Below are 23708 nucleotides of genomic sequence, written 5' to 3' on the forward strand. Positions count from 1 at the left end.
AACCGTCATGACCGCCCTGTCGCACGACGGGGTCCGCACCGGCCGGCTCAGCTCGGCCCTGGACCCCGAGGCGCACGCCATCGTCTACGCCCCGTTCACGCCCGCGGGGAACGCCGACCCGCTCGGCGACGAGCTGCGCCGCATCAGCGAGGTCGACCGCGCCCACCTGATCATGCTCACCGAACGGGGCGTCGTGCGGTCCGGCCCCGCCGCCGCCCTGCTGCGGGCCGTGGAGGAACTGCGCGCCGCCGACTTCGGACCGGTGCGCGGCCGCCCCATGCCACGCGGGGTGTACCTGGCGTACGAGGGCCACCTCATCGAGCAGCTGGGGGACACCGTCGGCGGCGTCCTGCACACCGGCCGCTCCCGCAACGACCTCAACGCCACCACCGCCCGGCTGCGCGCCCGCACCCCGTTCCTCGCCCTGCTGGACGCGGTGGACGGGCTGGCCGACGTGCTGCTCGCGCGGGCCGCCGCGTACGCGGACGTGACCATGCCCGCGTACACCCACGGCCAGCCGGCCGTACCGATCACCTACGGCCACTACCTGGCCGGCGTCGCGGGCGGCGTGCTCCGCGCCTACGGCGGGCTCCTCGCCGCCGGCGACCAGCTGGACGTCAACCCGCTGGGCGCCGGAGCCGTCGGCGGCACCTCCGTCCCCGTCGACGCGGAACGCACCGCGGAACTCCTCGGGTTCACCGCGACCGTGCCCAACTCCGTGGACGCCGTGGCCTCCCGCGACTTCGCCCTGGCCCTGCTGTCCGCGTCCGCGATGCTCGGCGTCACCCTCGCCCGGGCCGCCCGCGACCTCGGCGTGTGGACCTCGGAGGAGTCGGGGCTGCTGCGGGTCACCGACACCATGGTCGGCTCCAGCTCGATGATGCCGCAGAAGCGCAACCCCTTCCCGCTGGAGCACGTCCAGGGCCGCGCCACCGCGAGCCTGGGCGCCTTCGTGGCCGCCGCCTCGGCGATGACCACGGCCGGCTACACCAACGCCATCGCCGTCGGAACCGAGGCCATGCGCCACCTGTGGCCGGGCCTCGGCGACACCACCGACGCCGTGACGCTGCTGAGGCTGGTCGTGGCCGGGACCGAGCCGTGCCCCGACCGGATGACCGAACGCGCCCGCGACGGCTTCACCGCCGCCACCTACCTCGCCGAACGGCTCGTCGCCGACGGCATGCCGTTCCGCGCCGCGCACCACCGGGTCGGCGAAACGGTCCTGGAGGCCCTGGATTCGGGCCGCTCCCTGGAGGAGACGGCCCGCTTCGACGGCGACCTCGCCCCCGACCGGGTCGCGGCCGCCTGCGCCTTCGGCGGCGGCCCCGGCGCGGACGGGCTGCCCCCGCTGCGCGACCTGCTCACCCGGCACCGCGCCGACGCCGCCGCCCGGCGCGCACGCTGGTCGGCCGCGGCCGCGCTCCTCGACGACGCCGTCGGAAAGGCGGTACGCGCATGAACAGCGAACCGGTCGCGGAAACCCCGGCACCGCCGGCCCCGTCCCTCGCCGGACACCGCGACTTCCGCCTGCTGTGGACGGGCGAGACCACCAACCGCGTCGGCATCAACATCACCACCGTCGCGATGCCGCTGGTCGCCGTGGTCACCCTGAACGCCAGCACCCTCGCGGTCAGCGTGCTGGCCGCCGTGCCCTGGCTGCCCTGGCTGCTGATCGGCCTGCCGGCCGGCGCCTGGGTGGACCGGATGCGCCGCCGCCCGCTGATGCTGGTCTGCAACGTCTCCTCGGTCGTGCTCCTCGCGAGCGTCCCGGTCGCCGCCTGGCTCGGCGTGCTCACCATGACCCAGCTCCTCGTGGTGGGCCTCCTCAACGGCCTGGCCGCGGTGTTCTTCGGCATCTCGTACAAGGTCTATCTGCCGTCCATCGTGGACCGCCGCCTGCTCCAGCAGGCCAACGCCCGGCTCCAGGGCAGCGAATCGGTCGCGCAGGTCGCCGGCCTCGGCGGCGGCGGCCTCCTCGCCCAGGCGTTCGGCGCCGTCTCCGGACTGCTCGTCAACGCCTGCACCTTCGTCGTCTCGGCGCTGTGCCTGCTCGGCATCCGCAGCCGCGAGAAGATGCCCGAACCCCCGGCCGAGCGCACCCCGCTGCGCCGCGAGGTCGGCGAGGGCCTGCGCTACGCCGCCCACGACCCGTATCTGCGGGTGCTGACCGCCTACGGCACCGTCACCAACCTGCTGCTGACGGCGTATCAGGCGATCATGCCGGTGTTCATGATCCGCCAGCTGGACGTCCCCGAGGCCGCCACCGGCTGGCTGATGGCCTCCAGCAGCATCGGCGGCATACTCGGCGCCATCGGGGTCAGGCGGGTCACCGCCCGCTGGGGCACCGCCCGCGGTCTGCTGGTCGCCACCATCGGCACCGCCCCCTTCGGCCTGCTGATCCCGATGGGCGACAAGGGCTGGATGCTCGCCGCGCTCGTGGCCGGCAACGCCCTGCTCGCCGTCGGCGTGGTGCTCGCCAACGTGATCCAGGGCGCCTTCCGCCAGCAGTACTGCCCGCCCCAGCTGCTCGGCCGGGTCACGGCCTGCATCTCGGTCGCGAGCTTCGGCGCCATCCCGTTCGGCTCCCTGCTCGGCGGTGTGCTCGGCACGGTGCTCGGACTGCGGCCGACGCTGTGGCTGCTGACGGCCGGACTCGCCGTCACTCCGCTGCTGCTCCTGGCCGGACCACTGCGTGCCCGACGCGACCTGCCCACCGCGCCCGGTGACGCGTGACACCCGGCCGGACCCCGCGAGGACGAACAGGAGGGATGATCCCGTGGACCGCGTGGACGGAACACCGCCGTGGGTCGCCCGTGAGCTGCCGGCCCTGGGCTCGCCCGACCTCTGGCTGCTGAGGGTCTCGGACGCCGCCGCCGGTGCCCTGGACGAGGCGGTGCTCGACGTCACCGAGCGCCGCCGGGCCGCCGCCCTCGTGCACGGCAGGGACCGCGTCCGGTTCACCGCCGCGCACGTCGCCCTGCGGCGCCTCCTCGGCGCCTACCTGCGCCGGCCGCCCGAGGAGATCCGCTTCGGCCGGGAGACCTGCCCCTGCTGCGGCGGGCCGCACGGCAGGCCCACCGTGCTCGGCCCGGGCCGCGACGAGCTGTTCTTCTCCCTGTCCCACCGCGGTGACCTCGCCCTCGTCGGCACCGCCGCCGTACCGATCGGCGTCGACGTGGACCTGGTCGCCGATCCGGAGGCCGGCGCCGAACTGGCCACCATGCTGCACCGCACCGAGCAACGGGAACTCGCGGCGCTCCCGCCCGCCCTGCGGCCCCGCGCCCTGGCCCGGCTGTGGACCCGCAAGGAGGCGTACCTCAAGGGCCTCGGCTCCGGACTGGGACGCGACCCGTCCCTGGACTACGTCGGCTCCGCACCCGGGGGCCCGGCACCACCGGCCGGCTGGACCCTGCTGGACGTGCCGGTGGACCGCGGCTACGCGGCGGCGGTGGCGGTACGCGGCGAACTCGCCGTACCCGACCCGACCGTCGTCCGCCTTGAGGGCCCCCTGGCCGCCGAACTGGTCCGCGCGGCGCCGCCCGTGCTCCTGACGGGAGGGAGGCCGAGCTGACCGCCCCCCGCCCGGCACACCACACCATTCTTCCTACGAACCTTGGGACCGACCATGTCACATGCTGTGCAACAGGCCCCCGCGGCCCACCTCCCGCGCGCCCACGCCGCCGACGGAACCATGACCGGCGCCCAGTCACTGATCCGCGCCCTCGAAGAGGCCGGCGCGGACACGGTGTTCGGGATTCCCGGCGGTGCGATCCTCCCGGCGTACGACCCGATGATGGACTCCACCAGGATCCGCCATGTCCTGGTCCGGCACGAGCAGGGCGCGGGCCATGCGGCCACCGGTTACGCGCAGGCCACCGGGAAGGTCGGGGTCTGCATGGCGACCTCGGGGCCTGGTGCGACCAATCTGGTCACGCCGATCGCCGACGCGTATCTGGACTCGGTGCCGATCGTCGCGATCACCGGCCAGGTCTCGTCGCAGGCGATCGGCACGGACGCCTTCCAGGAGGCGGACATCGTCGGCATCACCCTGCCGGTCACCAAGCACAACTTCCTGGTCACCTCGGCCGACGACATCCCCCGGGTCATCTCGGAGGCGTTCCATCTGGCCGCCACCGGCCGGCCGGGCCCGGTGCTCGTCGACATCACCAAGGACGCCCTCCAGGCTCGCACCCGCTTCGTCCCGTCCGGCGCCGCCCACCTGCGCGGATACCGGCCGCGCACCCGCCCGCACCCGGGTCAGGTCCGGGAGGCGGCCCGGCGGATCATGGCCGCCGAGCGCCCCGTCCTCTACGTCGGCGGCGGCGTCCTGAAGGCGCGGGCCACCGCCGAGCTGCGCGACCTGGCCGAGCTGACCGGCGTACCCGTGGTGACCACGCTGATGGCGCTCGGAGCCTTCCCCGGCAGCCACCCGCAGCACCTGGGCATGCCCGGTATGCACGGGGACGTGGCCGCGGTGGCCGCGCTCCAGAAGGCGGACCTGGTCGTCGCCCTCGGCGCCCGCTTCGACGACCGGGTCACCGGCCGCCCGGACACCTTCGCCCCGCACGCCGCCGTGATCCACGCCGACGTCGACCCGGCGGAGATCGGCAAGAACCGCGCCGTGGACGTGCCCATCGTCGGCGACGCCCGCGAGGTGATCGCCGCTCTCGCGGAGGCCGTCCGGGCCCAGGGCGGGGCCGTTCGGCGCACCGCCTGGTGGCAGGACATCGACCGCTGGCGGACCACCTACCCGCGCGGCTACGAGCTGCCCGCCGACGGCACCCTTTCCCCGCAGCTCGTCATCGAACGCATCGGGCAACTGGCCCCCGAGGGAACCCTGTTCGCGTCGGGGGTCGGCCAGCACCAGATGTGGGCGGCGCAGTTCCTGCCGCACGAGGAGCCCGGCACCTGGTTCAACTCCGGTGGCGCCGGGACGATGGGCTACGCGGTGCCGGCCGCGATGGGTGCCAAGGCCGGCATGCCCGGCCGCACCGTGTGGGCGATCGACGGCGACGGATGCTTCCAGATGACCAATCAGGAGCTCACCACCTGCGCCCTGAACAACATCCCCATCAAGGTCGCCGTCATCAACAACGGCGCCCTGGGCATGGTCCGCCAGTGGCAGAACCTCTTCTACGACGCGCGGTTCTCCAACACCGTGCTGCACGACGGCGCCACCAACGCCGCCACCGGCTCCACCCTGGGCGTCGGCTCCGCCGCCAACCGCGGCACCCGCGTCCCGGACTTCGTCATGCTCGCCGAGGCGATGAACTGCGTGGGGCTGCGCTGCGAGACCCCCGAGGAGCTCGACGCGGTCATCGACAAGGCCAACTCGGTCACCGACCGTCCCGTGGTCGTGGACTTCATCGTCCACGAGGACGCGATGGTCTGGCCGATGGTCCCGGCCGGCACCTCCAACGACGACATCATGGCCGCCCGAGACGTCCGTCCGGACTTCGGTGACGCGGCGGACGACTGAGAGGACCCTCCGACATGAACCAGCACACGCTCTCCGTCCTGGTGGAGAACACCCCGGGCATCCTGGCCCGGATCGCCGCGCTGTTCTCCCGCCGCGGCTTCAACATCGACTCGCTCGCCGTGGGCACCACCGAGCACCCGGACCTCTCCCGCGTCACGATGGTGGTCCGCGTCGAGAACGAACTGGCCCTGGAGCAGATCACCAAGCAGTTCAACAAGCTCGTCAACGTCCTGAAGGTCGTCGAGCTGGAGAGCACCGACGCGGTCCAGCGGGAACTGGTCCTGGTGAAGGTCCGGGCCGACAACACCGCGCGCGCCCAGGTACTGGAGATCGCCGGCCTGTTCCGCGCCCGCGTCGTCGACGTGGCCCCCGAGTCGGTGACCCTGGAGGCGACCGGCGACGGCGACAAGCTCGACGCGATGCTGCGGATGCTGGCCCCGTTCGGCATCAAGGAGCTGGTCCAGTCCGGGGCCATCGCCATCGGCCGGGGCTCCCGCTCGCTCACCGAACGCACCGCACGCGAGGCCCGCCCGCTCCGCATCACCGCCTCCCCGGCGAAGACCGCCCGCACCGCCTGATCCGTCACCCTCAATCCGCACACCAAGGAGAAGACCCAGTGGCCGAGCTGTTCTACGACGACGATGCCGATCTGTCCATCATCCAGGGCCGTAAGGTCGCGGTCATCGGTTACGGCAGCCAGGGCCACGCCCACGCGCTGTCGCTGCGTGACTCGGGTGTCGATGTCCGTGTCGGTCTGCACGAGGGTTCGAAGTCCAGGGCGAAGGCCGAGGAGCAGGGCCTGCGCGTGGTGACCCCGTCGGAGGCGGCCGCCGAGGCGGACGTCATCATGATTCTGGTCCCGGACCCGATCCAGGCCCAGGTCTACGAGGAGTCCGTCAAGGGCAACCTGAAGAAGGGCGACGCGCTGTTCTTCGGGCACGGTCTGAACATCCGCTTCGACTTCATCAAGCCCCCGGCGGACGTCGATGTCTGCATGGTCGCGCCCAAGGGCCCGGGCCACCTGGTGCGCCGCCAGTACGAGGAGGGCCGTGGTGTTCCGTGCATCGTGGCCGTGGAGCAGGACGCCTCGGGCAACGGCCTGGCGCTGGCTCTCTCGTACGCGAAGGGCATCGGCGGCACCCGCGCCGGTGTGATCAAGACGACGTTCACCGAGGAGACGGAGACCGACCTCTTCGGCGAGCAGGCCGTTCTGTGCGGTGGCACGGCGGCTCTGGTGAAGGCCGGGTTCGAGACGCTGACCGAGGCGGGTTACCAGCCGGAGATCGCGTACTTCGAGTGCCTGCACGAGCTGAAGCTGATCGTGGACCTCATGTATGAGGGGGGTCTGGAGAAGATGCGCTGGTCGATCTCGGAGACCGCCGAGTGGGGTGACTACGTGACCGGTCCGCGGATCATCACGGACGCCACGAAGGCGGAGATGAAGAAGGTTCTCGCGGAGATCCAGGACGGCACCTTCGCGAAGAACTGGATGGCCGAGTACCACAACGGTCTGCCCAAGTACAACGAGTACAAGAAGGCCGACGAGAACCACCTCCTGGAGACCACCGGCCGCGAGCTGCGCAAGCTCATGAGCTGGGTCAACGACGAGGACGCGTAACACCCCGGCCCCGGGGGCGGGTCAGCCCTGCCCCGCCCCGGCGGCCGGAGGCGTGTTCCCCCGCAACGCCTCCGCGATGACCTGCACCAGATGCCGGCTCTCCAGGCCCGCCAGATCCTGGACCTGCGTGCGGCAGGAGTAGCCGTCCGCGAGGATGCGGCGGTCCGGGGCGGCGGCCGCCCCGGCGAGGATGCCCTCCCGGGCGATCTTCACGGACACCTCGTAATGACCCTTCTCCATACCGAAGTTGCCGGCCAGCCCGCAGCAGCCCGCCGAGACTTCGACGTCGCAGCCCATGGACCGGAGCAGCGCCCGGTCCACCTCATAGCCCATCACCGCGTAATGGTGGCAGTGCGGCTGGACCAGGAGGCGTTCCGCCGCCTCCGGGGGCGTCCAGCCGATCGAGGTGAGGAATTCGGCGACCGTCCTGACCGCGCCCGCGAGTTCCGCCGCGCCCGGGTCGTCCGGCAGCAGCTCCACCAGGTCCGAGCGGAGCGTAGCCGTGCAGCTCGGCTCGATGCCGATCACCGCCCGGCCGGCCCGGACACGGGGGAGCAGCAGGTCCACCGTGGACCGGAGCTTCGCCTTGGCGGCCGTCAGCTGGCCCGTGGAGATCAGGGTCAGCCCGCAGCACGCGCCCGGGGCGGCGATCTCCACGTCGCAGCCGGCCGCCGTCAGGACCTCCACCGCGTCACGCGGGATGTCCGGCGCGAGCGCGTCCGAGAAGGAGTCGACCCAGAGCAGCACCTTGGGGCCGCCCGCCCTCGAAGCGGCGGCCCCGCCCCACCGGAACGGCTTCGCCGGCAACGCCGGAAGCGAGCGGCGCGAGTCCGCGCCCATCAGGCTCATCATCGTCCGCCGCAGCACCGGCACCCGGCCCGCCAGGTTGACCAGCGGGGCCACCGGCGCGAGCAGGCGCAGCCACTGCGGGAGCCGCCCCAGGGTGTAATGGCTCAACGGGCGGCGACGGCCCTTGTACGTCTGGTGCAGGGCCTCCGACTTGTACATGGCCATGTCGATCCCGGTTGGGCAGTCGTTGGCGCACGCCTTGCAGCTCAGGCACAGGTCCAGCGCCTCGTGGACCTCCGGGGAGCTCCAGCCCGCCGAGACGAAGCCGCCGTTCAGCATCTCCTGGAGCGCCCGCGCCCGGCCCCGCGTCGAGTCCTTCTCGTCGCGGGTGGCCGTGTACGAGGGGCACATGAAGCCGCCCCGGCCGCGCAGGTCCGCCCGGCACTTGCCCACCCCGACGCACCGGTGCACGGCATCCGTGACGTCCCCGCCGTCGTGCGCGAAGGCGAAACCGTCGCTCGCCCGCAGCCGGCGCGCCCCCGGCCGCCGGAGGTCCGCGTCCAACGGTGCCGGGCGCACCACGACCCCCGGGTTCATGACGTCGTCCGGGTCCAGCAGGGCCTTGAACGCCTCCATCGCGCGCAGCGCCTCGGGGCCGTACATCGTCGGCAGCAACTCGGAGCGGGCGCGGCCGTCGCCGTGCTCGCCGGAGAGCGATCCGCCGTGCTCGGCGGCCAGGGCGGCGGCGCGCTCCAGGAAGTCGCGCATCGGCCCGCCCCCGGCGTCGAGCGGGAAGTCGATCCGGGCGTGGACGCACCCGTCGCCGAAGTGCCCGTAGGCCAGCCCGGAGAGCCCCTTCTCGGCCATCAGTGCCTGGAGCCCGCGCAGATAGTCCCCGAGCCGTTCCGGCGGCACGGCGGAGTCCTCCCAGCCGGGCCACGCCTGCTTGCCGTCGGCGGTGCGCCCGGCCAGCCCTGCGCCGTCGGCGCGGATCTGCCAGAGCCGGGTCGCCTCGGGGCCCGCCGGCAGGACGACACCGTCGGCGGCGTGCGAGGCCGCGACGAGCGAGCGTGCCGCCTCGACCGCCTCCGCCGAGGTCGCCCCGCCGACCTCGGCGATCAGCCAGCCGCCGCCCTCGGGCAGCGTGGGGACGGCCGCGTCGCCGTGCGCCCGGCGCACCACGTCCACCAGCCGCGCGTCCAGGCCCTCCAGCGCGAGCGGGCGGAACGGCAGCAGCTGCGGCACGTCGTCGGCGGCCGTCGCCATGTCCGCGTAACCGAGGACGGCGAGCGCCGGAGCGGGTGCCCGCGGGACGAGCCGGACCGTCGCTTCGAGCAGGACGCCGCAGCTGCCCTCCGTGCCGGTCAGCGCGGCCGCGAGATTGCGCCCGTTCTCCGGCAGCAGGTGTTCCAGCGAGTAGCCGGAGATCTGCCGCCCGAACCGCCCGAACTCGGTACGCAGCACCGCCAGATGCTCCGCGACGAACGCGTCCAGCCCCGGCACCGCGTGCAGCGCCTCGGGACCCGAGCCCGCCGTGATCACCTCGCCGCTTCCCGTCAGCCAGGTCATCGACACCACATTGTCGGCCGTACGCCCGTACGAGAGGCCGTGCGGCCCGCACGCGTTGTTGCCGATCATCCCGCCGATCGTGCAGCGGGTGGCCGTCGAGGGGTCCGGTCCGAACCGCAGCCCGTGCGGCAGGGCCTCCTGCTGAAGGGTGCTCAGAACCGCGCCCGGCTCGACCACGGCCGTCGCGGTAGCGGGGTCGACGGACAGCACCCGGTTCATCGACCGGGAGAAGTCGATCACCAGGCCCGGCCCCACCGCGTTCCCGGCACACGAGGTCCCGCCGCCCCGGACCGTGACCGGGACTCCGTGCTCACGCGCGATTCCGGCCGCGGCGATCACGTCGTCCTTCGACCGGGGCATGAGCACCGCCCCCGGAACGATCCGGTAGTTCGACGCGTCGGTCGAGTAGACCGCCCGGGTCGTCGCCGAGGCGTCGACACGATCGCCCAGCTTCCCGCGCAGGGCGTCGAGAAACGCCTCGGTGAGAGGGATCGGGGCGTCTGCCATGGTCGCGTCCATCGGATGCTGCTCCTGGGGGCGTCGGTTCTGGTGGTGCCGGCACGGTCCCGCCGTGCCGAAGGCGTAAGCGCGGTCACGTCATCCTCGTCGCAACACCGGGCGTGGTCCCGCAGCCACCGCCGCGCACGGCTGAAGCGGCGGTGACCAGCCGTGTAATGGCCGAGTAACGGCAGGTTTCTAGGTTGCGCGCACCCCGTATGTACCGTCACTCGGAGGAGTGCTCGATGCCCCTGCTCCAACCGTCCAGGCGCAGACACGCCGTGTGGACGGTGGCCTCGCTCGCCGCGGCCGCCCTGCTCACGACCCCGCTGCCCGCCCTGGCCGCGGACTCCCCGGCTCCCTCGGCCGCCGCCTCGGCGAAGATCGACTCCGCGCTCACGAGCGCGGTGCGCAACGGCGAGGACGCCACCTTCTTCGTGGTCCTGAAGGACCAGGCCGACCTGGCCGGCGCCAAGAAGCAGAAGACGCATGCGAAGAAGGCCAAGGCCGCGTACGGCGAACTCCGTGCGCACGCCAAGTCCAGCCAGAAGTCGCTCACCGCCTTCCTCGACAAGAAGAAGGTCGGCCACCAGGACTTCTGGATCGCCAACGCGGTCAAGGTCACCGGCGACCAGGACCTCGTCGACGAGCTTGCCAAGCGCTCGGACGTGGCATCCGTCGTCAAGCGGCACTCGTTCCAGCTGGACGACATCGAGACCTCCGACAAGAAGGTCACTGCCTCGCGCACCGCCGCGCTGCACACCGACTCGTCCGCCGACGGCACCGACGCCCCGGCGTGGGGCGTCGCCGACATCAAGGCCGACCAGGTCTGGGACCAGTACCAGGACCGCGGCGAGGGCATCGTCATCGCCAACGTCGACTCCGGCGTCCAGTACGACCACCCCGACCTCGTCGCCAACTACCGGGGCAACAACGGCGACGGCACCTTCTCGCACGACTACAACTTCTACGACGCGAGCGGGCAGTGCCCCACGACCGCGCCGTGCGACAACAACGGCCACGGCACCCACACGATGGGCACCATGGTCGCCAAGAACGGCCTCGGTGTCGCACCGAACGCCAAGTGGATCGCCGCCAAGGGCTGCGCCTCCGACGTCTGCTACGACGACGAACTGCTCGCCGCCGGCCAGTGGATTCTCGCGCCGACCGACCACAACGGCCAGAACCCGCGCCCGGACCTGGCCCCGAACATCGTCAACAACTCCTGGGGCAACAAGGACACCAGCACCCCCTTCTACCAGGACATCCTGGCGGCCTGGGACGCGGCGGGCATCTTCGAGGCGTTCGCGGCCGGCAACGACGGCGACGGCGTGACCTGCTCCACGACCCACCCGCCGGGCGCGCAGGCCGATTCCTACGGCGTCGGCGCCTACGACGCGGACGGCAAGATCGCCGGCTTCTCCGGCTTCGGCCCCTCGCCGACCGACGGCAGCGAAAAGCCGAACATCTCGGCCCCGGGCGTCCAGATCCCGTCGACCTGGCCGGGCAACGATTACAACACGATCAACGGTACGTCGATGGCGACTCCGCACGTCGCGGGCGCCGTCGCGCTGCTGTGGTCGGCGGCCCCCTCGCTGATCGGCGACATCGAGGAGACCCGCAACCTCCTCAACGAGGGCGCGCGCGATGTGGACGACACCCACTGCGGCGGCACCGCCGAGATGAACTACGTGTGGGGCAACGGCAAGCTCGATATCCTCGCCTCCGTCGAGAAGGCCCCGCACACCGCGGCCGTCGTCAGCGGCAGGGCCACCGACGAGGCCACCGCCAAGGCCCTCCCGAACATCACCGTGCAGGCCACCGACGCGGCCGGTGCGGTCCGCACGGTCACCACCGGCCCGGACGGCACCTACCGCCTGCCGCTGGCCGCAGGCACGTACACCTTCGCGTTCAGCGGTTACGGTTACGCGAACGGCTCGGCCGCCGACGTCACGCTGGCCGAGAGCCAGGAGTTCACCCAGGACGTCGCGCTGACCGCGGTCGCCTCGCACAAGGTCTCCGGCATCGTCCGCGATGTCACCGGCAAGCCGCTGCCCGGCGCCACGGTCGAGCTGAACGGCACACCGCTGCCGGCCGCCACCACCAACGCCAAGGGCAGGTACACCTTCAAGAAGGTCGCCGAGGGCTCCTACGGCCTCGCCGTGAAGCCCGCCGCGCCGGTCCAGTGCAACGGTGTCTACACCGGTCCCGCCGCCGTCGGCGCCGCCGACCTGAAGAAGAACGTGCGGGTCCCGAACCGCACGGACCACTCCGGCAACATCTGCGTCCCGGCCGGCTACTCCTGGATCGCCGGTTCCAAGAAGGTCGCCCTGACCGGTGACGAGGACTCCGCCACGGTCTCGCTGCCGTTCCCGGTGAAGCACTACGGCGTCTCGTACTCCACCGCGTCGGTCACCACCGACGGTCTGGTCAACTTCCTGTCCTCCCGCGTCGGCGACTACAACAACACCGCCCTGCCGACCGCCGGCGTGAACGGTGTGAAGGGCATCGTCGCCCCGCTGTGGGACGACCTGACGCTCGACAGGAAGTCCTCCGTCCAGACCGCCACCACCGGCACCAGGGGCAGCCGCAAGTTCGCCATCGTGTGGAACAACGCGGCTTATGCGAACGGCACTTCGGGCCGCTCCACCTTCGAGGCCGTCTTCGACGAGGCCACCGGCGCCGTCACCCTCCAGTACCAGTCCGTCGCGGACCAGGGCGCCGGCGCCACCGTGGGCATCGCCGACCAGTCCGGCACCGACGCCCTCCAGTACTCCTTCGACCAGTCCGTGATCGCCGACGGCACCGCCATCAGCTTCACGCAGGGAGCCAAGTAATGAGACCCCAGCACTCCCGGCGGGCGCTCCAGCTCGCCGCCGGCCTCGTCGCGGCGGGCCTCTGCCTGACCGCCGCCCCGCAGGCCCTGGCCGCCGACAGCGGCAGCGGTACGCCGATGAAGCTGACCAGCGCCCAGGCGGAGAAGCTTGCCGCGAACGTCAGCCTCGATCCGTGGGTCAAGGCCGAGGACACCACCGGTACGCAGAAGGAGGACGCGACCGCTGCCGCCAAGGCGGGCGCCGCGACCACCGACGCCGACCCGGCCACCCCGGTCACCATGACCGCGAAGTCCACGCTGGAAGGCGTGCGCGGTCTGGGCGCCACGGTGCCGGTCGGCAAGAAGGGCGACTACTTCTCCGTCAACGCCATGGGCAACGTCCAGCGCCACGCCGCCGACGGCAGCGAGACCTGGGCCCGCACCAGCAGTTCGCTCTTCACGGACTGGCAGGTCAAGCCGCTCCAGGTCTGGCGCGTCGAGCCGTACCCGCCCCAGATCCTGATGGGCTACAACGCGGTCTCGCCGTTCTCGCCGAACTCGGACTCCGGCTACTCGGCCGGTGACCTGACCGGCGACGGCGTCCCGGACCTGGTGTTCTCGGCACGGGTCGGCAGCACCCCGTACCCGCGGCCCTTCTCCTCGCCCGGCTCCGACCTGAGTACCGGCACCTTCGTGACCGTCCTCGACGGGAAGACCGGGGCCACGGTCTGGTCGAAGCTGTACAACTACGCCTCCATGGTCAAGATCGTCAAGGGCACCCTGCTGATCGCCGACGCGCCCCGGATGAGCGGCGACGCCAAGGTCCCGGCCGACGCGACCGCCACCCTGACCGGTATCCGTTTCTCGACGGGTACGGACGGGAAGCTCACTCCGGCGCAGACCTGGTCCTTCGACACCAAGGAGGCCCGCTACACCAACTGGGGCGACATCCAGGACCTCGGCAAGGGCAAGGTCGCCGTCTCCTGGAACCTCGCCAAGGCCACCGGCGTCGACGGCCGCGGCCACACCGCCGTGCTCGACACCGCCGACGGCTCGGTCACCTGGCGCACCGACAGCGTGCTGTACAGCCGCATCATGCGCCCGGACGCCGGCCGCAAGCGCCTCGTCGCGGTCGAGCAGGCGGACGTCAACGACGCGGTGCACTACGAGGTCGCCGCGTACGACCTGAAGACCGGTCACCGCGCCACGCTGAGCGGCCGCGACAACGTGGTGCCCACCGCGCTGGCGGTCGGTGAACTCAAGGCCGGCAGGGCCGGCGACGAATACGCGGTCGCGGAGTCCTCGTTCGACGAGAACCTCGTCATCAACGCGAGCACCATCCGCGTCGTCAACGGTGACAAGGCGGACAAGATCCTCTGGTCGAGCACGACCAAGCGGGATGCCGCGAACGGCCATGACGGGCCCAGTGTCTGGGGCCTCGGGGTGATCGACGGCAAGCTCGTCGCCTCCGCCCAGGACGACCGGAAGATGAACGAGCCCGAGAACCGGGGCAGCCTGCGCTACGCGTCGCTGACGGTCTTCTCCGGCAACGGCACCGTCAAGTGGCAGTCCAGGGGCGTCGCGGCCTCCCCGATGTTCCAGGATCTCTACAGCGACGCTCAGGGCTCCCACGTCCGGGTGATCGACCAGGGCCAGAACATCCGCACCTTCAAGCTCGGCAACGGCAAGGCGCAGAAGGTCACGCCGCTCCAGGGCGACATCGCCTACGCCAAGGGCGCCGACCTCAACAAGGACGGCAGGACCGACGTCGTGATGGGCGGCTCGTCCAACGGCGTGTGGGCCTACTCCGGACCGTCGCTGGTGAACGGCTCAAAGCCCGAGAAGCTGTGGCAGGCCACCGTCCCGGGCAGTGTCCACGACATCCAGATCGGTGACGTCAACGGCGACGGCAAGCCCGAGATCGTCGTCGCGGCCGACACCGCGACGGTCGTCCTCAACGGCAAGAACGGCAGGACGCTCGCCACGATCGAGGCCGGCGAGGGCCAGTTCGTCCGCTCGGTGCAGCTGGCCGATCTCAACGGTGACGGCGAGCAGGACATCATCGTCCCGACGGACGCGGTACGCGCCTACTACGGCGACGGCCACGCCATCTGGACGTACAACGCCCCGAAGGACGCGGGCGACGTTCGCTTCGGGGCCACATCCGTCAACGACGGCCGGGTGTACACCTCGTACGCCACCCTGGGGGCGTACGACCAGCCCACCCCGGTCACGGGTGCCGTCGCGCTCAACGCCAAGAACGGCAAGGCCCGCTGGTCCCAGGCACCCGAGGCCCCTGCGGGAGCGGTCGCCGGCATCCGCGGCCTCGACCCGAACCAGGGTGTCTTCGCCTCCAAGGAGATCCCGTACGCGGGCGGCCACGCCGTGGTTTATCTGTGGGTGGTCAACGCGCCGCTCAACATCGGCGGTCAGCAGATGCTCAGCCCGCAGAACTACTTCGAGATCCGTGACGGCCGCACCGGTGAGGTGCTGCACACCCTGACCTCGGGTGGTCTGTGGACGCACAACAACTTCTTCGCCAAGGACGGGACGTTGTACGAGGCCGGCACGTCTTCGTTCCGCCGCTTCGCGGCGAACGGCAACGACACGACGCAGCTGCTCACGCCGCAGACGTACAACGGCGGATTCATCACCGGTCCGGGGGGCCGGGAGCTTCTGATCTCCGGCGCCGAGGCCGGCCTGTACCTCTTCGACCCGAGCATCCTCGAAACCGAGGACACCTGGGGCAACGCCGTCGGCAGCAGCGGCGCGCTCAACGGCGCCCGCAACTACTTCGCGGGTGACCTGGACGGGGACGGCGTCGACGAGGTGCTGAGCCTCAACGGCGACGACCACGGCCGGGACCGGGCAGCCGCCGAGTTCGGCGGCGGCTACTACATCACCGACAACGGCATCCACCAGGTCACGGCATACAAGCTCTCCTGACCTGAACCGCCTGCCACGGGCCCTCGGGACGAGGTGCGGACTCTGTTGGTTGATCCGGGCTTCGCGTGACGTCGGCTTTCAAGACCTGGTTGTGGTCTTGAAGGCCGACGTTGTCGTATGGGGTGGGTGTCGATGTCGATGCAGCCGAAGGAGCCGGTGATGCAGCGAGGCCGAACGCAGCCTGCAACGCGTCCGCAGTGGGAACGATGACAATCGCATTTCCCTGAAGTTCCACAGGAAGGTGACGACGCTCCTTCTCGTGGAAGATCAGCGCGCTGCCTTCCTGAGGGACGATTGAGGCTCCGAGCGCTGCCGCCACTCGGGAGAGCACGCCAAGCATCGCGCCTTTGGTGAAGTGCGTCGCCGTCACGCCCGTCATCCCGCCCTCGCTGTGGGACTCGTGGTAGAGATCCGCTTCGCCCCCGTCCTCCGCGCGGAGCTGGGAAAAACCGTCCTTCGGGCTGCCCGCCACCACGTATGGCTCCGTCACTTGTCGGAACCGTTCGGCGTCCAACGCGACAACCTCGCCGTCCACGAACCGGAGCAGGAAGATGCTGTAACTCACGGACACACTTTCCCATCGTCATGATCCGCCGGACAGTGCCTAGGTGCCTTTGCGTAGCCCCGACGCTCCGCGAGTGGTGCCCGCCCGGGCCACTGGGCTCCGGCAGGCCGCGAGAATCCCGTGCAGGACCCGCAAGAGCCCTGCACGAGCAACTCGCGGTGTGCTCCCGCAAGACCTGCGCTGTCCTGACCCGGCCTCGACTCCTCGGACACGAGGGTCTCCCCTCGTCATCTCCCCACAGGCGACCGGGGAGGGAATGGGTCAGGTCTTCATGAGGTACGCATCGATCGCGGCGGCGATTTCTCGCACCAGGTTGTCCCACTCGCTGCTGGATCCGTCGGGGTACTGCAATTTGTCGATGTCCACTTTCACGTTGTACCGGCGGAAATACAGTGAAGTGATCCGTGTCTCGGGCTTATAGCCGGAGGTGGCCGGGTTCGTGATCCGCCGGATCCAGAGCGCCTCGTCCCCGAGGGCCGGTTCGGAGGCCGTGAACTCCCCGGCCCCCAGGCTCTTGCCCGACTTCCATTTCTCGAACCGGCGCACGAGGTCCTTCCGGTTCTCGGAGAGGGTCACCGAGATGGCAAGGCTCGACTTCTCGGAGGGGCTGTCCCATGTGCAGGAGAGGGTTCCGGGACCGAGCTTGTACGGCCCCCCTTCCTTGGCGCCTGGCACCCACCTCTTCAGGTTCGGGTTCTTCCTGACCATGTCGCACACATGCGGAGGAGAACTGAACTTTGTGTCATCTTGCTCTCGTTTGACGAGATAGGCCGCGACGGCTGACAGACAGACAAGAACAGCGAAGATGCGAACGGTGCGCCAGACCTGCTTCGAGGAAAGGGTGAGGCGCCGCCTCGGGTAGTGGTAGTGAACGCCGCCCAGGATGGTTCCCGCCTGCACCACCGGTCCGTGGATCTCGTTGTCGGTGAGCTCGTTGCGTACGGAATTCGCCGGTGTGGCCGTGACGGGACTCTCGCCCCGTTGCTCCTCGTCCGTCACCACAGCCTCCGCCTCTTCCCCCGAACCTCTGCGATGTGACTGGTTCGAATTATGGGGCTGGAGGGCCAAGGTACCTACCGGCGATCCACGGCCGCACCAGAGACCGACCCAGCGGACCCGAGGCGGAGGCTCAGCCCGGCCAGGAACGCCGAGAGCGCGCCGTACAGTGCGTCCGGCCGCTCCAGATGCAGGTCGTGGCCCGTGCCGGGGACGCTCACGGCGTGCGTGTCCGGGCGCCGGCGCAGCATCCCGGCCACCTCCTCGGCCGGGATGAAGCTCTTCTCGGCGAGGACGAGGAGGGTGGGACACGCGACCCGGTCCCACTCCTCGTGGAAGGAGCGCCGGGCGTTCTCCGTGACGGACCCGGTCATCACGTCCCGGTCGAAGCGCGGGCCCCAGCCGCCGTCGCGTTCCGCGAGCCCCGCCGCCCAGCCCGCGCCGGCCGGGCCCCCGCCGAAGAACGCGGCCGCCGCCTCGCGGGAGGCGAACGGCACCGGCCACGAGTCGAGCCAGCGGCCGATGTGCTCGTCCAGGCCGGGCGCCGGCCCCCCGGCCCCGGCCTCCACGAGCACGAGCGCGCCCGGCAGCCCCGGATGGGCGGCGGCCGTCAGCATCGCGGTGTGCCCGCCGAGCGACTGCCCGACGAGCACGGGACGCTCCAGACCCAGCTGCTGTACGACGGCGACGACGTCCGCCACGTACGCGGCACGGGACACGTCGTCCGGCCGGCGCTCGCTCGCGCCGTGCCCGCGCTGGTCGACCGCGACGACCCGGTGCCGGGGCGCCAGCCGCTCGGCCAGCGCGTCCCACTCGCCCGCGTGGCCCGCGAGCCCGTGCAGCAGGACGACGGGCGGGCCGGACCCGCCCGCGTCCCGGCAGACGAGCCGGACCCCTTCGCGTACGACGGTGTGCTCGGTCCATGACATGGCGCCCCCAGGTGTTCGTGTGCTCAGAGCCGGCGCAGGAGCGCGGCCAGCGTCTCGGTCTCCCGCGCGGTCAGCTTGTCGGTGAAGTGACGGCGTACGGCGGCCTCCAGGCCGAGGTGTACGGCGGCGACGGTGCGGTGGCCCGTCTCGGTGAGGGTGACGACGGTGGCGCCGCCGGACCGTTCGCGGGCGACGAGATCGCGCTTGCTCATGCGGGTGAGCTGGTGCGAGACGCGGGTGCGGTCCCAGCCGAGGGACGCGGCCAGCTGGCTCTGGCGCAGCGCACCGTCCGCCTTGGTCAGGCTGACCAGGATCGTCAGGTCCGGCTCGGACAGGCCCGCCGCGTCGGCGGTGTCGGCGATCACGCGCGCCCTGACCACCTCGTGGGCCCGCTTGAAGGCGGACCAGAGGTCCACGGGGCCCGAGACCGTGCCGCCCGATGTTGACATATCAACGTACCCGTTCCTGGTGTTGAGATGTCAACGCTAGCAGGGGCCGGCTTCCGCCGTTCGGCGGACTGCGCGCCCCGGACGGCACCTTCGTCGGCATCGAGGGCCGCCCCGCCCATGCGAAGAACGCGCTCGCCCACTCACTGCGCCGCGAGCTGGGTATCGGCGTCACGGCCTATGGCGTCCTCGCCCACGGCCTGCTCACCGGCACCTACCGGCAGTCCGCCGGGGGCGACCGGCGCGCCGGCTGGCTGCCTCGCTTCCACCCCGGCAACCTGGCCGCCAACCTCGCCCCGGTGGACCGGCTGCGCCCGCCGCCCGCACCGCATCGCGGAGGCCGTGGCGGCGGCCGAAGTCGCCCTGACCGAGGCCGGCATGGCCGCGATCGACGCGGCGGTCCCGGCCGGCGCGGTGGCGGGCACGCGGTATGCGGCGCCCCTGATGGCGCTGCCGGACAGCGAGTCCTGAAGGCCGGGCCCCGGACCGTGCCCTGCGCGGTGAGCCGGTCGTTGAGGAGTCGACGGGGCGGGTGAAGCGGGATGGGTTCCCGTGTGGGCACCGCTCCGGAACGGAGCACTGCCAATGAAACGACCGGCCTCCCCCTCGATCCCGTACCGGCGCCCGCGCGGACCGGCCCGCGTCCGGACCCTGTGTCTGGCGTTCCTGCTCGCCGTGGCGGGCGTGCAGTTCATGGTCGCCCCGGCGCACGCGGTCTCCTCCATCAGCGTCTCGACCACCACGGTGGCCGCCGGCGACACCTTCACCATCGACTTCACCGGCACCGCGGACACCCCCAGGAACGGCGCCGGCGAGAACTTCTACGCCGGTTCCACCGACCTCGGCACGCTCGACGCGTTCACCGGCATCGAGTCGTGCACCGGCAACACGGCCCCCTGTACCGAGGTGGCGGATCTCGGCCCCCGCGTCCCGCTCGGGAACCTGGCCGGCGGGCAGTCGTTCGGCGGCTCGATCACCCTGCGCGTCGACCCGGAGACCCCGGCCGGCACCTTCGTGCTGCGCTACCAGCTCTACGCCAACGGCGGCGAGGCCACCGAGAACGGCCCCACCATCACCATCACCAACACGCCGGCCGAGGCGGACCTGGACGTGACCCTGGGCGCACAGCCCCGCGTCGGCATCCTGGTGCCCCACCTCTCGTACGCCCTCACCACCCACAACAACGGCCCCGACGACGCCACCGACGTCACCGTGACCGCGACGCTCCCCGCCGGAAAGACGGCCACCGACGTTTCCCCCGGCTGCACCACAGCCCCCGGCAAGGTCACCTGCACCTACCCGGCCATCACCGCGGGCGCCGACGCCACGTCCACCTTCCGCCTCCCCATCGGCCTCCTGGACTTCGGCCCGGTCAACGCCACCGCCACCCGCACCGAGTCCACCCCCGACGACCCGAACCCGGCCAACGACACGGCGGGCGCCACCTGCACCGTCATCTCGATCGCCCTGGCCGGCTGCGCCTGAGGGACAACGATCCGCCCCTCCGCCCGGCCGGCGGAGGGGCACCGGGATAATTCGTGCGGTGAACGAACGCGTGGAGTTGCCGCAAGGGCTGAGCCTGCGCCCCTGGGAGACGGCCGACGCCCCCGCCGTACGGGAGGCGTTCGCCGAACCGGGCATGGAACGGCAGGCCGACGCACCCATCGGCTCGGTGCCCGACGCCCTGCTGTGGATTCGCGGGCGGCAGGACCAGTGGAGCCGGGGGGCCGCCTTCGCGTTCGCCGTCGCGGACGCGTCGGGCGCCGCACTCGGCGGCGTGGCCGTGAGCAGCCTGGACGCCCGGCATGCCACCGGGTGGGTCTCCTACTGGACCGGTTCCGCCGCACGCGGCAGAGGCGTGGCCACTCTCGGCTGCCGCGCGCTCGCCGACTGGTGCTTTGCCGAACTGGATCTCTTCCGGCTGGAGTTGGGGCACCGTACCAACAACCCGGCCTCCTGCCGGGTGGCGCTCGCAGCCGGCTTCGCCGCCGAGGGCCTGCAACGGCAGAAGCTGGTGTACGACGGCGTCCGCCACGACGTCGAGACGCACGCCAGGCTCGCGACGGACGCGGTCGCCTGAGGGGTCCGCCCCGGCGCGTGCGGGCGCTACCCTCGCCGCCATGGTCGAACGCGAAGCCCTCTCCGCCACCCGTGCCGCCTACGACGACGCCGCCGAGCTGTACGCGCGGCTGTTCGGCGACTCCCTGCGCGACAGCCCGCTGGACCGGGCGATGCTGGACGCTTTCGCGGAGTCCGTCGGCGCGGGCGGGCGGGTGGCGGACCTGGGGTGCGGGCCGGGGCATGTCACCGGGCACCTCGCGGGGCTGGGGCTCGACGCGTTCGGGGTCGACGCCTCGTCCGCGATGGTCGGGATCGCCCGCCGGGCCCGGCCCCGACTGCGCTTCGAGGTGGGGGAGATGGGCGCGCTCGACCTCGCCGACGGCGCGCTGGACGGCGTGCTGTCGCGGTGGTCCGTCATCCACACCCCGCCCGCCGCGCTGCCACCGGTCCTGGCCGAGTTCAGCCGCGTACTCGCACCCGGCGGGTACCTCCTCATCGCCTTCTCCGCGACCGACGGGCCCGACCGCCCCACGCAGTCCTTCGACCACGCCGTCGCGACGGCCTACCGGTGGGCGCCCGGCCGTCTCGCCGGACTGCTGCGGGAACACGGGCTGACCGAGACGGCCCGGATGGTCCGCGAGCCCCGGCCGGACGACCGGCGCCAGTTCCAGGAAGTGCACCTGCTCGCCCGCAAGGCGTAGGGCTGGAGAGCTGCCCGTGTCCAAGGGGCGCCCACGGCCCGAAAAATACCCTGGGGGGTATCTCTGTTACGGTGGGAGCCAGATACCCCCCGGGGTAATGAGCCGACCGTGATGGAGGGAGTCGACCGTGTTCTTCGTGGACACCCTGGAGACCGAGGGCCTGGGCAACCGCAGCTATCTGGCCGGCGGGCAGGCGACGGCAGTCGTCGTGGACCCCCCGCGCGACGTGGAACGGGTCCTCGCGGCGGCCGCCGCGCGGGGCGTGCGGATCGCGTACGTGGCGGAGACCCATGTGCACAACGACTACGTCACCGGCGGCCCGGAGCTGGCCCGGCTGACCGGCGCCCGGTATCTGGTCCCGGCCGCCGCCCGGGTCTCCTTCGCCCGGGTCCCCGTCGCGGACGGCGACCGGTTCGCCGTGGACGCGGGCCTTGAGCTGAGGGCCCTCGCCACCCCCGGGCACACCCCGCACCACACCTCGTACGTGCTCGCCGAGGACGGCCGGGAGACCGCCGCGTTCACCGGGGGCTCGCTGCTCATCGGCACGGTCGGGCGCCCCGACCTCGTGGAGCCCCGGCTCACCGAGCAGCTGGCCCGGGCCCAGCACGCGTCCGCGCACCGGCTGGCCGGGGAGCTGCCCGACGACGTCCGGGTCCTCCCCACCCACGGCTTCGGCAGCTTCTGCTCGTCCGCGCAGGCCGAGGGCGACACCACGACCATCGGCGCCGAGCGGACGGGCAACGACGCCCTGACCCAGGACGTCGACACCTTCGTGGCCGGGATGCTCGCCGGCCTGGAGGACGTCCCCGCGTACTACGCGCACATGGCACCCCTGAACGCTGGCGGCCCCGCCCCTGTGGACCTGACCCCGCCGGAAACCGCCGACGCGGAGGAGATCGCGCAGCGCCTGGCCGCCGGTGAGTGGGTGGTCGATCTCCGCAGCCGTACCGCGTTCGCCGAGGGGCATGTGGCGGGGACCTTCAACTTCGAGGGCGAGGGCAAGCTAGCCACGTACCTCGCCTGGCTGATCCCGTGGGGCAAGCCGGTGACCCTGCTCGCCGCCACCGCAGGACAGCTCGCGGACGCCCAGCGGGAGCTGGTCCGGGTCGGCATCGACCGCCCGGCCGCCGCCGCCACGGGCGGTCCCGGCACCTGGCTGCGCGCGGGCGACGAGCCCCGCTCCTTCCCCCGGACCGACTTCGCCGCCCTGAAGCGGGCCCGCGAGCGCGGTGACCGGATCGTGGTGCTCGACGTGCGCCGCGAATCGGAGCGGGCCGACGGGTACGTACGGGACTCCGTCCACATACCCGTACACGAACTGCACGAGCGCTCCGGCGAGCTGCCGGACGGCGAGGTGTGGGTGCACTGCGCGGGCGGGATGCGCGCGGCCATCGCCGCGTCCCTGCTCGACGCGGAGGGCCGTGCGGTCGTCGCCGTGGACGACGGCTTCGAGGGAGCCCGGCAGGCCGGGCTGACGGTGGCGCCCGGGACCGGCCGCGGCTCCGCCGCGTGAGCGTGCTGCTCCTGGCCCTGGCCGCCGGGGCCGTGGTCGGTCTCGCGCTCGGCGCACTGGGCGGGGGCGGCAGCGTCCTCGCGATCCCCGCGCTCATCTATCTGCTCGGCCTCAGCCCGGCCGCCGCGACCACCGCGAGCCTGTTCGTCGTCACCGTCACCTCCGCGACCGCCCTGTACGCCCATGCCCGCGCCGGACACGTCCGCTGGAAGGCCGGGGCAGCGTTCGCCGCGGCGGGCGTCGTCCCGGCGGCGCTGGCCGGGCTCGCCGCGACCCGGCTCCCACAGGCGGTCCTGACGGCCGCCTTCGCCGCGCTCGCCGCCCTCGCGGCGGTGCGGATGCTGCGCCCCGGGCCCGAGGGCGCGCCGGGCGAGGTGCGGCCGCTGCGGGCCGGGGGAGCGGGGGCGGGGCTCGGCGCGGTGACCGGGCTGCTGGGGGTGGGCGGCGGCTTCCTGGCCGTCCCCGCCCTGGTGACGGTCCTGGCGTTCGAGATGCAGGCGGCCGTCGGGACGAGCCTGCTGGTCATCACCGTCAACTCGCTGACCTCGCTCATCACCCGTTCCGGTGGTGCGGCGGGCATGGACTGGGCGGTGACGGCCCCGTTCGCCGGCGCCGCGATCCTGGGCGCCTGGGACGGGAAACGCCTCGCCGCGCGGGTCTCCGGGCGCGGGCTCCAGCGGCTGTTCGCCTGGGCGCTGCTCGCGGTCGCCGCGTTCATGCTGGCCGACGCCCTGACGTAAGAGAGCCGGCCGACGCCCTGACGTAAAGAAAGGGCGTCGGCGC

19 protein-coding genes are annotated in these 23708 nt (G+C 72.1%); 14 read left to right on the forward strand and 5 right to left on the reverse strand.

Annotation, left to right across the window (positions count from 1 at the left end; genetic code table 11):
* Window positions 1-7: 7 nt before the first annotated feature.
* The 6 genes from OG338_RS23950 to ilvC all read left to right on the forward strand — a co-directional run bounded on the left by OG338_RS23950 (window position 8) and on the right by ilvC (window position 7097).
* The gene (locus OG338_RS23950) at window positions 8-1459 is read left to right on the forward strand and encodes an argininosuccinate lyase (RefSeq protein ID WP_405939271.1); all 1452 of its coding nucleotides are present in this window, start codon (window positions 8-10) and stop codon (window positions 1457-1459) included.
* Window positions 1456-2733 (forward strand): MFS transporter, encoded by a 1278-nt coding sequence (locus tag OG338_RS23955; protein ID WP_405939272.1) that lies wholly within the window; start codon window positions 1456-1458, stop codon window positions 2731-2733. The genes OG338_RS23950 and OG338_RS23955 overlap by 4 nt, the downstream gene beginning before the upstream one ends.
* Window positions 2734-2776: 43 nt before the next feature.
* On the forward strand, window positions 2777-3571 hold the full coding sequence (locus OG338_RS23960; RefSeq protein WP_405939273.1) for a 4'-phosphopantetheinyl transferase family protein: 795 nt from the start codon (window positions 2777-2779) through the stop codon (window positions 3569-3571).
* Window positions 3572-3691: 120 nt separating this feature from the next.
* A complete protein-coding gene (locus OG338_RS23965; protein ID WP_405940517.1) occupies window positions 3692-5479 on the forward strand; it encodes an acetolactate synthase large subunit in 1788 nt (595 codons plus the stop codon).
* A gap of 14 nt (window positions 5480-5493) precedes the next feature.
* Window positions 5494-6057, forward strand: a complete 564-nt coding sequence (gene ilvN, locus OG338_RS23970) for an acetolactate synthase small subunit (RefSeq protein ID WP_405939274.1) — start codon at window positions 5494-5496, stop codon at window positions 6055-6057.
* Window positions 6058-6095: 38 nt separating this feature from the next.
* Window positions 6096-7097, forward strand: coding sequence for a ketol-acid reductoisomerase (ilvC, locus tag OG338_RS23975; RefSeq protein ID WP_405938989.1), 1002 nt, complete (start codon window positions 6096-6098; stop codon window positions 7095-7097).
* A 21-nt stretch (window positions 7098-7118) separates the two neighbouring features.
* Here ilvC and OG338_RS23980 read toward each other — a convergent pair whose 3' ends face one another.
* On the reverse strand, window positions 7119-9974 hold the full coding sequence (locus OG338_RS23980; RefSeq protein WP_405939275.1) for an FAD-binding and (Fe-S)-binding domain-containing protein: 2856 nt from the start codon (window positions 9972-9974) through the stop codon (window positions 7119-7121).
* Between the two features lie 224 nt (window positions 9975-10198).
* Between OG338_RS23980 and OG338_RS23985 the strand changes: the two genes are divergently transcribed.
* Window positions 10199-12790, forward strand: coding sequence for a S8 family serine peptidase (locus OG338_RS23985; RefSeq protein WP_405939276.1), 2592 nt, complete (start codon window positions 10199-10201; stop codon window positions 12788-12790).
* Entirely contained in the window at window positions 12790-15714 is a 2925-nt protein-coding gene (locus OG338_RS23990; protein WP_405939277.1) for an FG-GAP repeat domain-containing protein, read from the forward strand. Before OG338_RS23985 ends, OG338_RS23990 begins: the two co-directional genes overlap by 1 nt.
* On the opposite strand, the gene OG338_RS23995 is transcribed toward OG338_RS23990, so the two are convergent.
* From OG338_RS23995 to OG338_RS24010, 4 genes are all read right to left on the reverse strand, one after another.
* Window positions 15692-16279: a hypothetical protein gene (locus OG338_RS23995; RefSeq protein ID WP_405939278.1), complete on the reverse strand. Its 588-nt coding sequence runs from the start codon at window positions 16277-16279 to the stop codon at window positions 15692-15694. The genes OG338_RS23990 and OG338_RS23995 overlap by 23 nt on opposite strands.
* A gap of 261 nt (window positions 16280-16540) precedes the next feature.
* Window positions 16541-17278 carry a hypothetical protein gene (locus OG338_RS24000; RefSeq protein WP_405939279.1) on the reverse strand — a complete coding sequence of 246 codons (738 nt, stop codon included), beginning with the start codon at window positions 17276-17278 and terminating at the stop codon, window positions 16541-16543.
* A 74-nt stretch (window positions 17279-17352) separates the two neighbouring features.
* Window positions 17353-18204, reverse strand: coding sequence for an alpha/beta fold hydrolase (locus OG338_RS24005; protein WP_405939280.1), 852 nt, complete (start codon window positions 18202-18204; stop codon window positions 17353-17355).
* Between the two features lie 23 nt (window positions 18205-18227).
* The gene (locus tag OG338_RS24010) at window positions 18228-18653 is read right to left on the reverse strand and encodes a MarR family winged helix-turn-helix transcriptional regulator (protein ID WP_405939281.1); all 426 of its coding nucleotides are present in this window, start codon (window positions 18651-18653) and stop codon (window positions 18228-18230) included.
* Window positions 18654-18992: 339 nt separating this feature from the next.
* Between OG338_RS24010 and OG338_RS24015 the strand changes: the two genes are divergently transcribed.
* The 6 genes from OG338_RS24015 to OG338_RS24040 all read left to right on the forward strand — a co-directional run bounded on the left by OG338_RS24015 (window position 18993) and on the right by OG338_RS24040 (window position 23665).
* On the forward strand, window positions 18993-19121 hold the full coding sequence (locus OG338_RS24015) for a hypothetical protein (protein ID WP_405939282.1): 129 nt from the start codon (window positions 18993-18995) through the stop codon (window positions 19119-19121).
* A gap of 114 nt (window positions 19122-19235) precedes the next feature.
* On the forward strand, window positions 19236-20135 hold the full coding sequence (locus tag OG338_RS24020; RefSeq protein ID WP_405939283.1) for a hypothetical protein: 900 nt from the start codon (window positions 19236-19238) through the stop codon (window positions 20133-20135).
* 58 nt (window positions 20136-20193) lie between these two features.
* Complete coding sequence (locus OG338_RS24025; protein WP_405939284.1) at window positions 20194-20730, forward strand: GNAT family N-acetyltransferase; 537 nt, start codon at window positions 20194-20196, stop codon at window positions 20728-20730.
* 40 nt (window positions 20731-20770) lie between these two features.
* The gene (locus OG338_RS24030; RefSeq protein ID WP_405939285.1) at window positions 20771-21412 is read left to right on the forward strand and encodes a class I SAM-dependent DNA methyltransferase; all 642 of its coding nucleotides are present in this window, start codon (window positions 20771-20773) and stop codon (window positions 21410-21412) included.
* A 127-nt stretch (window positions 21413-21539) separates the two neighbouring features.
* Window positions 21540-22925, forward strand: a complete 1386-nt coding sequence (locus tag OG338_RS24035; RefSeq protein WP_405939286.1) for a rhodanese-like domain-containing protein — start codon at window positions 21540-21542, stop codon at window positions 22923-22925.
* Window positions 22922-23665 carry a sulfite exporter TauE/SafE family protein gene (locus OG338_RS24040; protein WP_405939287.1) on the forward strand — a complete coding sequence of 248 codons (744 nt, stop codon included), beginning with the start codon at window positions 22922-22924 and terminating at the stop codon, window positions 23663-23665. Before OG338_RS24035 ends, OG338_RS24040 begins: the two co-directional genes overlap by 4 nt.
* The last annotated feature ends 43 nt before the right edge of the window (window positions 23666-23708 follow it).

Origin of the sequence: Streptomyces sp. NBC_00726, from assembly GCF_045161735.1 — a bacterium.
Classification (GTDB): Bacteria; Actinomycetota; Actinomycetes; order Streptomycetales; family Streptomycetaceae; genus Streptomyces.